Here is a 13659-nt window from a genome sequence, read left to right as displayed (position 1 = left end):
GCTGTTCCACGCGCTGCTCTGCGCGGCTGTCGTTGCGCTGCTCTACTGCATCAACGCGCACGCGGCCGCGCCGGGCATCACGGGCACGAATTTCGATCTGTCGGCCGAGGCCAACCGCATCAGCCAGCCTGACGGAACGAGCGTCTACTCTTGGGGCTACGGCTGCCGCACCGCGCCGTCGGGCTTTTCACCCGCCAACATGCCGGGCGCGAACTGCCCGAGCATGCAGGTGCCGGGGCCGACGCTGATCGTCAGGCAAGGCGACAAGGTCACCGTCACGTTGACGAACAACCTGCCCGAAGCGGCGGGCAATACGTCGATCCTGTTTCCGGGCTTCCAGGTCTGCGCCGCCGCGTTGAATCCGGATGGCACGTGTCCAGCGACGCTCACGGGCGTGCCGGGGCTGCTCACGCGCGAGGCGACACACGGCAACAGCGTGACCTACAGCTTCATCGCGTCGACGCCGGGCACGCACAGCTACTACAGCGGCACGCAGAGCGACCTGCAGGTTGAGATGGGCCTGGCGGGCGCGATCATCGTGCTGCCCACGTCGACGCCCAACACGGCGGGCGGCGCGCTCGCCGTCCCCGCCGGCTGTCGCGCGGTTCAGTCGACGCTGCCCGACGGCCAGCCCGACTTTCGCAACGCGGCTGCCGCATACGACCATCCGCTGGCCTGCTACGACCGCGAGTACCTGTTCCAGTTCTCGGAGATGGACCCGCGCATCCATACGCAGGCCGAGCAGGAAGCGAGCAAGCCGTGCTCGCAGGCCACGGGTTGCATGAGCGTCGAAACCGAGCCGTACCGCCCCGCGTACTTCATGATCAATGGCCGCTCGATGCCCGACGACATGGACCCGAACTACGCGCAGCAGTATCCGCATCAGCCCTACAACGGCAATCCGCACATGCATCCGGGCGAACTCGTGTTGCTGCGCGTAATCGGCTCGGGCCGCTGGCAGCATCCGTTCCATGAGCACGGCAACCACGTGCGCGTGCTCGCGCGCGACGGCAATCTGCTGTTGAGCAAGACGGACGCGACGAAGCTCGCCGGACCGCTGCTCTTCACGACGACCACGACGCCCGGCCTCGCGATGGACGGCATCTTCTACTGGACGGGCAGGGGTCTCAACTGGGACGTCTATGGACACACGGCGGGCGACGGCAGCGTCTGCGTTCCGGATGCAAACGGCTACTACACCGTCAACAGCAATCCACCCGCGCCCGCGAACGCGCCGAACTACTACGAGTGGTGCGCCGATCACAACAAGCCACTCGAAGCGCATCCGTTCGGCAATGTCGGCAGCGGCGGCCCCGTGACCTTGCCCGATGCGCGTCTGCTGACTAACGGCCCCTGGTACGGCGGCAGTCCATACCTCGGTCCCGACGCGACGATTCGCGCGACCTCGTTCACGGGCACGACGCCGCCGAGCGGCACGATCGCGAATTCGCCGACATCGGAAGCCGGGTTCGCCTACATGTGGCATTCGCACAATGAGCGCGAGATTACGACGAACAACATCTTCCCAGGCGGAATGATGATGATGATGCTCGTCGATCCGCAGGCGTTCACGATCAACGAAGGCAATTAACGAGACGGGGAGAATCGCGATGAGATCCTGCGATTTCAAAAGGACGCTTGCCGGCCTCGTGAAGGCGGGTGTCGTGGCGTCGATGCTGATGACGGCGAGCGCGATGGTCTGCGCGCAGAGCGTGACGCTGACGGCCAAGGCCCAGACGATTGCACTTCCCGATGGACAGGTCGTGCCGATGTGGGGTTACAACTGCTCGGCCGCAGCCGTCGCGCCCGCCACCTGCGCGGCATCCAATTCCGCCGCGGGCTCGAACTGGTCGCCCGTCGTGATCACGACGCCACCCGGCTCGCTGACGATCAATCTCACGAACAGCCTGCCCACGCCGGTGCCGACGTCGCTCGTGATCGTCGGGCAGCTCGGCGGCGGTCTCGGCAACACGGCGACCACGTCGCCAAGCCCCGTACACGCGACCCAGACGGCAACGACCTGGCCGATTGCCGGCACGGGTAGCGGCGCGAGCTTCACGCCGCCGACGCAAGGCCCGCGCGTGCAGTCATTCTCGAGCGAAGTGAACACGGGCAGTTCGAGCACGCTGACCTGGAACAATCTGCGCCCCGGCACCTATCTGATCGAATCGGGCACGCACCCGTCGATCCAGGGGGCAATGGGTCTGTACGGCGTGCTCGTCGTCACAACGCCGCCCGCGGCCGGTTCGACGCAAGGGCAGGCTTACCCGGGCATCAAATACGATGCGGATCTGCCGCTGGTGCTCAGCGAAATCGACCCTGTGCAGAACCAGGCCGTCGCTACGGCGGTTGCCACGCCGGGCTTCAACGAAACGCGCGTGTGGTCCGGTCTCTCGGGCGGCTGTGGCGATCCCGCATCGGCGACTTACGGAACCTGCTATCCACCCGCGGTGAACTACGACCCGCGCTACTACCTGATCAACGGTGTCGCATTCGACCGGTCGAATGCAAATGGCTCCGCGTTCCCTGTCACGGCCCCCGCTGCAACGGCCAACTCGACGGGCCAGATTCTGGTGCGCTTCGTGAACGCCGGTTTGCGCATGCATGTGCCGTCCGTAGTCGGCGCGCAAACGGGCCTGCCGCCCGTGTCCGGCTTCTCGCTGATCGCGGAGGACGGCAACGTGCTGCCCGGCAATCCGCGCGTGCAGAGCGCCGTGTTTCTGGCCGCCGGCAAAACCTACGACGTGCTGATGAACTCGGTCGCTGCGGGCGCGCTCGCGTTGCCCGTGTTCGACCGTCAGTTGAGCCTGTCGACCAACAACCAGCGCGACGGCGGCATGCAGGGCTACATCAGCGTGAACGGCGGCGCGTTGCCGACCTCCGCGGCGGGCAACGCGAACGCGAAGGCTAACCCGGATTCGTATTTCCTCGTCGCGGGCAATACGCTGACGGTCTCGGACCCTGGCAAGGGGCTGATCGCCAACGACGTGGGTGTCTACGGCGTGCAGATCAAGACGCAGCCGACGGGCGGCACGCTCACGCTGAATCCCAACGGCACCTTCACGTATGTACCGAATGCAGGCACCACAACGGACAGCTTCACCTATCAGGCAAACGGCAACGCCGCGCTGACCGCGACAGTCACGCTTGCCGCATGCTCGGCGGGCTCGAACTGCCTGTCGGGGGCGCCCGTCGCGTCGGATGACGCGTTCAGCAGCAACATCGCGTCGCAGTTGCACATCGGTGCGCCGGGCGTGCTTGGCAACGATCGCGATCCGGCGGGGCTGCCGCTGACGGCTTCGATCGTCGGCAGCGCGTCGGGCGGCACGGTGACGCTCAACGCGGACGGCTCGTTCAACGCCGTGCCGAGCGTGGCACCCGTCGGCAACGCGACGTCAACCGTCACGTTCAAGTACAAGGCCGCAAACTCGCAGAATACGGCGAGCGGGGCCGCGACTGTCACGGTGACCTTCAAGGGCGGCAGCGGTCTCGCCGTCGCCGTGAAGGATGCGAAGACGGGTACGGCAATCAACGACTACCGCTGGATCATCGAAGAAGACCGTACCTTCCAGATCGATCCCGCGTGCCAGGTGAACTCGTCGACGCGGCCCTCGACGTGTCCGCCGCTGCCCGTGCCGAGCCTCGGCACGAGCTTTCACACGAGCTATATGCCTGTCGTCGCGGCGGGATGCGTCGGCACGGTGTCGTGCGAATCGGGGCAGACCGTGTTCGATCCGGGCACGAATACGCACGTGCCCGCCGTGTGCGACGTCGGCAACGGCGTGTGCCGCACGGATTCGGCCCAGCAAACGGCTGTCGATCCCTCGCAGGTCGCGCTCGATCCGACGAAGCACTACTACCTGTCGATCCTTCCTGGCGACGCCGGCAACACCTTCACGAACGGCGCGGGCGCGCCGCAGCCGGTCAATCCTAATAACCCGGACGGTCCGCAACGGCAGTTCGACATTGCGAAGGATTGTCCGTCGGGTCCGGGCGGCGCGGACTTCGCGCCCGGCACGGGCGCCTGCGGCCACGCAATGGGCGGCGCGCCGATCGCGCCAACGCAACACGCCGTCAACGTGCTGCTTCAGCAGACCCCGCTGCAGACGGCGAAAATCTCGGTGTTCGTGTTCGAAGACGATGCACCCGTCAATGGCGAAATCGATGTGAGCGGCGGCTCGGACGGATTCGGCACCGCGCGCGAGCCGGGTCTGGGCGGCTTCGAAATCAAGCTCTTCGACGACGCGGGCGGCACGGGCGACGCCACTGGCCAGATGACCTACGACATGTTCAACATGCCGCTGTCGAATTCACTGCAAGGCACGATCGATCCGAACACCGGCCTCGACGCGTGCCCGATCACGAAGGCGGCAAACGACGGACTGGTCGGCATGATTCCGACCTGCCCGAGGTTCGAGTCGGACGGCAAGACGCTGTCGCCGCTGGTCGGCCAGGCGATCATCGCGAACCTGATGCCGGGACGTTATGGCGTCGTCGCGACGCCTGCGGCGGACCGCATCGCGAAAGGCGAGGAGTGGCTGCAAACCAATACGCTGGACGGCCAGAAAGCGCACGACGCGTTCATCAAGGTGGGCGGGCCTTCGTACTTCCAGGAGTTCGGACCCGCGGGCTTCCACGTGACGATCGGCTTCGCGAATCCGAAGATCATCAATGCGCGGCTGCCGGGCATATGCAAGGGCGTTGCGTGCAACAACGGGATCACGGGCAAAGTCACGAATCTGCACTACAGCCGTCCGCCTAACGAGAACCTCTACAGCAGCGGCTCGCGCGATTCGCTGAGCTTCACGCAATGCTATGTGAGCGTCGGCGATCCCGATCTCGAAGACGTCGCATTCACGAAGTGCAACGCGGACGGCACGTTCAGCATCAACGGCCTGCCGGATGGTCTGTTCCGCATCACGGTGTTCGATCAGTGGAACGACCAGATCGTCGACGGTCTCGCGACGGCGGTGCAGCTCAAAGGCGGACAGACGCAGAACGTCGGCGATCTGGCCGTGCTGCAATGGCACACGAACCTCTACACGCGCAGCTTCATCGATACGAACGGCGATGGCGTGTCGCAGGACAGCGAGCCGGGTCTCGCGCTCGTGCCGACCAATATCCGCTTCCGCGACGGCAGCTATTCGAACTTCAACAACACGGACCTGAACGGTTACGCGTCGTTCAACGAGGTGTTCCCGCTCTTCAACTGGTACATCGCGGAGGCCGACACGACGCGCTACAAACAGACGGGCGTGCATGTCGTCTACGACGCGGGCGGCCCGCCTGACGGCACGCCCGGCGGCGGTGGCTCGTCGATCGCGGCGAACTACGCGAACACGCTGGAATCGTCGACGGCGCATCTGCCGGGCGCGTTGCGTGTGCCGGGCGCGATCTACTGCAACGACGCGGACTGCAATGACCGCACGGGCACCAATCCGTCGACGGGCCGCATCGATCCGCCGTGGGTCACGACGATGGGCTGGCAAGGCTTCTCAGGCCAGAACTCGTTCATCGAATTCGGCAAGGCGCCGTATGGGGCGAACGAGAACGGCGGCATTCATGGCGAAGTGATTTACGCATCGACGCGTCCGTTCGACGATCCCGCTCTGCTGATCCATACGAGCTGGACGCCCGACGTGCCGAACGTGACGGTCAACCTGTACGCCGAAGGCACGGCTGCCGACGGCACGCAGAGCCTCACGCTCGTCGATACGACGAAGACCAGCAGCTGGGACGACTGGGCACAGGGTTTCCGTTCGGATGGCGTACCGAACATGAACTGCCCGGGCCAGGAAACCACCGATCCGTTCTTCTTTACGCTGAAGGACAGCTCGCAATGGCTCGACCCGCAAAGGCGGACGCTGCCCATGCACTCGCAGTTCAAGTGCTATGACGGCATGCACGCGTTCAACCAGCTGCAGCCCGCGCCGTACGACGGGATGTACCAGTTCCCGAGCGTGACGGACCGCGATCCGCAGAAGGGCACGCCGAAGGGTTCGAACTGCACGATCTGCAGCAAGCTCGCCGACGGCTCGTACATGCTGCCTGCGGGCAAGTATGTGGTCGAAATCATCGTGCCGCCGGGCTATGAACTCGTGAAGGAAGAAGACAAGAACATCCTGATCGGCGACAACTACATTGCGCCTGTTACGCAGCAGTTCGGCGGATTGGGCAACATCTTCATCCTGCCCGACCAGGCGGCTGTGAACGCGACGTACAACCGCAACAACGCGCAGAACCCGACCACGGATCTCGGCTCGTCGCCGCGTCACGAAGGCGACACGGGCAGCGTCGAGACGTTCTGGCCGTGCGTCGGCGCGCTGCGTGTGGTGCCGGACTACATCAGCCTGTTCCCGGGCTCGCAGGAAGTCGCGCCGTTCGCGGGCGCTTCGCGGCACCTGTGCGACCGCAAGGAAGTCGTGCTGACCAACCAGATGTCGGCGCTCGCGAAGTTCTGGGTGTTCAGTTCGACGCACGTGGCCGCGCACTTCACGGGCTTCATGCTCGATGACTTCTCGTCGGAGTTCGATCCGTACTCGCCGCAGTTCGGCGAGAAGTTCGCGGTGCCGAACGTGCCCGTTTCGCTGAAGGATTTCGCGGGCAACGAAGTGAGCCGCGTCTATTCGGACCAGTGGGGCATCTTCAACGGGATGAACTATTCGACGTGGGAAGTGAACCCGCCGAACCCGACGGGCTATGCGCCGACGATGATGGTCGCCTGCATGAACGATCCCGACATGCCCGACCCCGCGCATCCGGGGCAGACGATCCGCGATCCGCTGTTCAACCCCGCGTACAGCCAGTTCTGCTATGAGATTCCGTTCATGCCGGGGCAGACGCAGTACATGGATACGCCTGTCGTGCCCGTGTCCGCATTCGCAGATGGCTACAACCCGCCCGATTGCGCGTATCCGGACGCGACGCCCGCGATCTCGTCGGTGACGGGCGACACGAGCAACGGCGGCGCGGGTCCGTGGGTGAGCCAGGCTGGCCATACGCTGACCATCAAGGCGCTGGGCGACCAGCAAGTGCCGAATCATGCCTACGGCGGTCCCGCTGCGACCACGGCGCCCTATAACCAGAAGTTCGTCTCCCGGCACTATGGTTTCGGCGCGTCGCAGGGCACCGGGACGGTGACAGTTGGCGGCGTGAATGCGCACGTGAACTCGTGGTCGGATACACAGATCAACGTCACCGTGCCGACGCTCTCCGCGAACCAGTCGAGCTGCACGATCCAGCAGCGCGGCGTCAATACACAGACGCGCTGCGGCGAACTCGTCATCACGTCGGGCAACGGCAAGAAGTCGATCGATACCGTGACGGTGACGATCGGCGGCAAGGCGCCCGCCTATGTCGGCGGCGAGAACGGGACGAGCAGCGCGATCCAGACGGCCATCGACAAGGCGACGCCGGGCGATCTGATCATCGTCGGTCCGGGCACTTACAACGAGATGCTGCTGATGTGGAAGCCCGTGCGCCTGCAGGGTGTGGGTGCGCCCGCTGTCGTCGTGAACGCCAACACGCATCCGTCCGGCAAGGTCGACCCGTGGCGCAGGCAGATCGATTGCCTGTTCGGCCTCGCGCTCAACGGCGGTGCGATTTCGTCGGGCAATCCGTACGACCCGTCGGGAACATACGCGTGTTCTACCGCGATGCAACGCAAGGTGGACCCGATTCCGCTCGAGCCGACGTTCGGCTGGGACAGCACCCTCAACGGCAATCTCGGCGAGCTGCTGATGGAGCCGACGCTGATGGGCGCGTACGAAGGCGCGGGCATCACGGTGCTCGCCAAGGGTGTGCGCGACGTGCGGGTGGGGGGCGTGCTGCAGCCCGATCCGAACTGCACGGCCAACGGTATCTGTACGCCGCTGACGGCCAGCAACACGGACTGCAACACCTATTCGAGCAACTTCCTGTGCAACCCGTCGCGTGTCGACGGCATCACGTTCACAAACAGCTCGCAGGGCGGCGGCGGCATCTTCCTGCACGGCTGGAATCACTACACGGAGGTATCGAACAACCGTGTGTTCAGCAATGCAGGCACGCTGACAGGCGGGATCACGATCGGCCAGGTCGAAGTGCCCGACGGCACGATCGCCAACGATGGCTTCACGCAGGAGCCGTTTGCGTACAACACGCATGTCAACGTCCACCACAACTCGGTGACGTCGAATGCTTCGTACGGCGACGAGATCAACTCGACGACGCCTTCTTCGGCAGCGGGTGTGACCTTCTGCTCGGGTGCGGACAACTATCACTTCAACTACAACTGGGTCTGCGGCAACATGAGCAGCGGCGACGGCGGCGGCGTCGCGCACTTCGGCTTCAGCTACAACGGCGATCTGTCGCACAACTGGATCCTGTTCAACCAGAGCAACAACCCGACGCTGCCAACCTACGGTGGCGGGCTGATCGCCCAGGGCGTTCCGCCCGACGGCACGTTCTGCGAGAACTCGCCGACCGATATCGACTGCGCGCCGCAGCTCTCCGATGGCGTCGGGCCGGGTCTCGTGATCGACGGCAACCTGATCGTCGGCAATACGGCCGAAAGCGGCAAGGGCGGCGGCCTGCGTCTGCAGAACATCAATGGCACGGACGTGCAGCGCAGCCCGCGCAACCGTAACCGCTGGTACGAGGTGAGCGTGATCAACAACATCATCGCGAACAACGTGGCGGGCTGGTCGGGCGGCGGCGTGTCGGTGCAGGATGCCGTGCGCGTGAACTTCATCAACAACACGGTGGTCTCGAACGACTCCACGGCATCGGCGGGCGTGCTGTTCAACACGGCGCTCGCCGCGCAGGCCAACGTCGGTCCGCCGAACTGCACGACGGTCGGCTCGGAAACGACGTGCAGCCCGATCACGACGTCGACGATGCAGCCTTCCGGCCTCGAAACCGCGAAGCATACGCAGAATTTCCTGTCGGCGTTCACGGCGGGCGGCGCGGGCTGTCCTGCAGGCGAGGACTGCAGCCACTACTCGTTCCCCGTGCTGAGGAACGACGTGTTCTGGCAGAACCGCACGTTCTATATCACCGTGGGCGGGCTGAACCCGAACATCCCGGGATTGCAGAACACCGTCGCGCTGAATCCGACGTTGAACCAGGCGGGTCATCAGACGGGCTACTGCGATCCGAAGGCCGTGTACTGGGATCTCGGTGCCTATGGCGATACGAAGCCTTCGGATCACTCGTCGGGCATGAGGCTCGCGCCGCAGTATTCGATCATCACGGATGCGGGTGACTATCCGAACGCGCACAACAGCTCGGCGAATCCGAATGTGGTGAGCCAGTACTGCAACGGCGCGCGCGTGCCGCCCGAAGGCGGCGGCAACGGCTTCGCGGTGCCGCCCGGCATTGCAGATACCGTGCTACCTAATCCGCTGTTCGGTCTGCTGCCGTCGGCGACGCCGGATGAAGGCAACCAGTGGATCAACATGTCGTACGGACCGCTGTCGCTGTTCAACATGACGGTGAGTTCGGGCAGCACGAACTATGGTGTGCCGCTCGGTAACTACTCGATCAAGACGGGTTCCCCTGCCGTCAATGCGGGCACGAACACGGGCGCACCGAATCACGACTTCTTCGGCACGCAGCGTCCGCAGAGCGGCAGCTACGACATCGGCGCGGTGGAGTTGCCACGCACGGGACTGTTCGCAGGCGGCAACCTGCCGTTCGCGCCGGGCGCGCTGCTCGATCTGCTCAATCAGGTGCTGGGCAGTGGGGCGACGGGCACGGCAGGTCCGCAGGCCAATGCGCCTTCGACGGGAGCGGTGCAATGAGACGCGTAGTCACAGCGGCGACGTGGATTTGCTGTGCCGCATTGCCGGCGATACCGGCAGCGGCGCAGCAGGCACAGCCGGCGGCAGTGCATGGCAGTGCGCCGCACGCGTCGCGCTATGAGCCGATGAAGCTGCCCGCGCACGCGCGCACTTTTTATCAGTCAATGCGGGGCGTCGACAACCTGAGCGTGCGCCGCACCGCGTCGGGCAATCTGCTGCGCTTCAGTTACCGCGTGACGGACCCGGCGCTCGCCAAGCTGCTCGGCGACAAGAGCACGACGCCTTATCTGTACGGCGAAGCCAATCATGTGCTGCTCGAAGTGCCCGTGATGGACAACATCGGCCAGTTGCGGCAGACGGGCGCGCTCGAGGTCGGCCAGCAGTACTGGATGGTGTTTTCCAACAAGGGCAATCTGGTGAAGGCGGGGGATCGCGTCAACGTACTGATCGGCTCGTTCCATATCGATGGGCTGGTCGTTCAATAAGGCGTGTGCGCGGCACGACATTGAGGAGATCGACATGAACCGGGGCTTTCGGATAATTGCTTCGATGACGGGCGTAGTGGCCGCGAGCTTCGCTGCGCACGCCACGCTGGCAGCGGGCGGCGGCGGGATGAGCGCGGCGCAGGTGGTCGAGCGCAACGTGGCCGCGCGTGGCGGATTGCAGGCATGGCGTGCCGTCAACACGATGACGTTGAGCGGACAGATCGACGTGGGTGGCACGAAGCCCGTCAAACTGCCGTACGTCATGACGATGAAGCGGCCGCACAAGAGCCGCTTCGAACTGACCTTCGACAACCAGATCGCCTTCCAGGTCTACGACGGCAGCCAGGGGTGGAAGGTGCGTCCATTCCTTGGCCGCAACGTCGCAGAGCCTTATACGCCTGCCGAGGCGAAATCGGCGGCGGAAACGGCCGATCTCGACGGGCCGCTGGTCGACTATGCTGCCAAGGGCAGTCAGGTCGCGTTGCAGGGTATGGAGACGATCGACGGGCATCGCGCCTACAAACTCCTGCTGACCACCAAAGATCACGCACAACGGCATGTGTGGATCGACGCGTCGAGCTTTCTCGAAGTCAAGGTCGAAGGCGATCCGCGCAAGCTCGATGGACGCATGCATGTCGTTTCCGTCTACTACCGCGATTACCGGCGCGAGGGCGGATTGATGGTGCCGCATCTGCTCGAGACACAGGTGACGGGTGTGAAGCAGAAGCATCAGATGACGATCCAGCATGTCACCGTGAACCAGCCCGCCGACGACGCGCTCTTCGCGAAGCCGCAATTGCCCGCGCAACCGCAATCCGCGCCCGCCAGGGTCGCCGCGAAATGACGCCACGTCGATGAGGTCACGATCATGAAACGCATCGCCTCATGGCTGCTGGCGGGCTGTGTGTCCGCGCTCGCATGGGCGCAGATGCCCGCCGCCGGGCAGCCGCTTACAGTCGACGAGATCATCGCGAAGAACGAGGCCGCGCGCGGCGGCGTGGACGCGTGGCGCAAGGTCCGCACGATGATCTGGATGGGGCATGTCGAAAGCGCGAACGCGCCGACGCCGAATGCGCCGTTCGTGCTGGCGCTGCGGCGGCCCAACAGCACGCGCTTCGAGATCACGGCGATGAACCAGCGGATCGTGCGCGTGTTCGACGGCAAGGAAGGTTGGAAGATTCGGCCTTCGTCGGGCGGCGCGCCTGATGTGCAGCCCTACACGCCCGCAGAAGTCCGTTATGCGCGCGACGAACAGGTGATCGACGGCCCGCTGCTCGATCACGCGGCGAAGGGCATTGCCGTATCGCTCGACGGCATGGATGCCATCGAAGGAAAGGACGCTTACCGGCTTGCCGTCACGCTGCCGTCGGGCGCGCATCGTCATGTATGGGTCGACGCCGCGTCGTTTCTCGACGTTAGATACGATCGCGAGGCGCCGGGTCTGTCGGGCGCGCCTGTGAAGATCGAGGTGACGTATCGCGACTATCGCGAGGTCGACGGCGTGCAGGTGCCGTTCGCGATCGAAAGCGGCGTGGCGGGCGCGGCGAAGAAGGACCGGCTCGTGCTCGAGCGGGTGTCGCTGAATCCGCCGCTCGACGACGCGATGTTCGTCAGGCCGATGGTGCCGGGGCGGCGCGCATCGGTGGCAGTCGGCGCGGGTGGTATGCAGGCGCCGCGTTCCGCATTTGGTCCGGCGCAGTAACGATCATGCCCGGCCTCGTCGCAATGGCCACTGCGTTTCCACGGCGGCTGCTCTTTGCGAGCGCGTTGGCCGCCGCGTTGCTGGTGTCCGCGCATCACGCGCTCGGAGCGCCGCCCGTCGACGTTGGCGAAGCGATCTTTCGCGACGGCATCGCCGGCGACGGCCGCCCCGTCGAAGCGACGCATCAGGGGCAACTTGCGATGCGAGGCGCAACGGCCGCCTGCATGAATTGCCATCGACGCAGCGGGCTTGGCGCGAAGGAAGGCAACACGGTCATTCCGCCCATTGCCGCGCAGTATCTGTTTCATCCGCCCGCGAAAAACCCGGATGAATTGACGGTGCCGTTCATCGACGGCATGCGCACCAGTCGCGAACCATACACGGAAGCGACGCTCGCACGCGCGATCCGCGAAGGCATCGATTCCGAAGGCAAGCCGCTCGGCTACCTGATGCCGCAATTCGATCTGAGCGACGCGGACATGCATGCGCTCATCGGCTATCTGAAGACGCTCGACAGGCGCAGGGCGCTCGGCGTCACCGACACCGTGCTGCACTTCGCAACGATCCTCACGCCCGACGCCGACCCCGTGAAGCGGCGCGGCATGCTCGATGTGATCGAACATTACTTTGCCGACAAGAACGCTTCGCCGTTGGGCGCGACGCCCGCGTTGCGCTCGTCGCGCAAGATGATGTTCATGGTCAACAGGCGCTGGGAACTGCATGTATGGGAACTCCACGGCCCGCCGGAGACGTGGCAGGCGCAGTTGCAGCAGTATCTTGCGAAGCAGCCGGTGTTCGCCGTGCTGTCGGGACTCGGCGGCAGGAACTGGGCACCTGTCCACGATTTCTGCGAGCGAGAACAGGTGCCGTGTCTGTTTCCGAACGTGGAGGTGCCCGTCGAAAGCGAGCACGACTTTTACTCGATGTATTTCTCGCGTGGCGTGCTGCTCGAAGCGGAACTGATCGCGAAACGAATACGCGAGTCCGCCAGATCCGTTTCGGCTCGACCGGTCAAGACAGTGCTGCAGGTTTATCGGGCGGGCGATAGCGGCGAGGCCGCGGCGCAGGCGCTTGCCGCAGATTTGAAGAAGCAGGGCATCGCCGTCGAGAATCACGCGATGCCCGCGAACGCGCGTGTCGCGGCGGCGCTGCGAGGCGCGTCGCACGCAGATGTGCTCGTGCTGTGGCTCAGGCCGCCCGACATCGCCGCGCTCGGCGACGCGCCGGCTGCCTCGGTGGCCGTGTATGTGTCCGGGCTGATGGGCGGGCTCGACCGCGTACCGCTGCCAGCGCACTGGCGTGACAACGCCCGGCTTGCGTATCCCGTCGATCTGCCGCAAGGCCGTCGCGTGCGTGTCGACTATGCGTTTGGATGGTTCGCGATACGGCATATTCCCGTCGTCGACGAGCGTGTGCAGGCCGATACCTATCTGGCGTGCGGGCTGCTCGCCGAAACGCTCAGCCATATGGTCGATGCCTTCGTGCGCGACTACCTCGTCGAACGTATCGACGACATGCTCGAACATCGCATTCTCACCGGCTACTATCCGCGCCTCACGCTCGCACCGGGCCAGCGTTATGCATCGAAGGGCGGGTACATCGTGCGCTTCGCAGAGCCGGACAGACTGCGCGTGGTCGCGGACAGCGACTGGATCGTGCCGTAGCGCGAGGCGCTGAATGCTCGCTATTC

The 13659-nt window shown here is 64.9% G+C and carries 6 protein-coding genes; all 6 read left to right on the top strand.

The annotated features are described in order from the left end of the window. The first annotated feature begins 1 nt into the window (after window position 1). The 6 genes from BLT65_RS18265 to BLT65_RS18240 are packed head-to-tail and all read left to right on the top strand — an operon-like array spanning window position 2 to window position 13633. Window positions 2-1591 (top strand): multicopper oxidase family protein, encoded by a 1590-nt coding sequence (locus tag BLT65_RS18265; protein ID WP_091779853.1) that lies wholly within the window; start codon window positions 2-4, stop codon window positions 1589-1591. 19 nt (window positions 1592-1610) lie between these two features. Next, window positions 1611-9782, top strand: coding sequence for an Ig-like domain-containing protein (locus BLT65_RS18260; protein WP_091779654.1), 8172 nt, complete (start codon window positions 1611-1613; stop codon window positions 9780-9782). Further along, a complete protein-coding gene (locus BLT65_RS18255) occupies window positions 9779-10267 on the top strand; it encodes a hypothetical protein (protein ID WP_091779652.1) in 489 nt (162 codons plus the stop codon). Before BLT65_RS18260 ends, BLT65_RS18255 begins: the two co-directional genes overlap by 4 nt. 34 nt (window positions 10268-10301) lie before the next feature. Next, window positions 10302-11111 (top strand): LolA-like protein, encoded by an 810-nt coding sequence (locus BLT65_RS18250; protein ID WP_091779851.1) that lies wholly within the window; start codon window positions 10302-10304, stop codon window positions 11109-11111. 24 nt (window positions 11112-11135) lie between these two features. Continuing rightward, the gene (locus BLT65_RS18245) at window positions 11136-11969 is read left to right on the top strand and encodes a LolA-like protein (RefSeq protein WP_042305294.1); all 834 of its coding nucleotides are present in this window, start codon (window positions 11136-11138) and stop codon (window positions 11967-11969) included. A gap of 5 nt (window positions 11970-11974) precedes the next feature. After that, entirely contained in the window at window positions 11975-13633 is a 1659-nt protein-coding gene (locus BLT65_RS18240; RefSeq protein WP_091779650.1) for a c-type cytochrome, read from the top strand. Window positions 13634-13659: the final 26 nt, after the last annotated feature.

The organism is Paraburkholderia steynii, assembly GCF_900100565.1.
In the GTDB taxonomy this organism is placed as follows: Bacteria; Pseudomonadota; Gammaproteobacteria; order Burkholderiales; family Burkholderiaceae; genus Paraburkholderia; species Paraburkholderia terrae.
Note: the sequence above shows the minus strand (reverse complement) of the source record. Positions and strands in the feature narration are given on the sequence as shown.

What these genes read in the sequence shown, in the direction of transcription:
- BLT65_RS18260 (WP_091779654.1), top strand. Translation starts at nt 1,611, where the DNA reads ATGAGATCCTGCGATTTCAAAAGGACGCTTGCCGGCCTCGTGAAGGCG.
- BLT65_RS18250 (WP_091779851.1), top strand. Translation starts at nt 10,302, where the DNA reads ATGAACCGGGGCTTTCGGATAATTGCTTCGATGACGGGCGTAGTGGCC.
- BLT65_RS18255 (WP_091779652.1), top strand. Translation starts at nt 9,779, where the DNA reads ATGAGACGCGTAGTCACAGCGGCGACGTGGATTTGCTGTGCCGCATTG.
- BLT65_RS18245 (WP_042305294.1), top strand. Translation starts at nt 11,136, where the DNA reads ATGAAACGCATCGCCTCATGGCTGCTGGCGGGCTGTGTGTCCGCGCTC.
- BLT65_RS18240 (WP_091779650.1), top strand. Translation starts at nt 11,975, where the DNA reads ATGCCCGGCCTCGTCGCAATGGCCACTGCGTTTCCACGGCGGCTGCTC.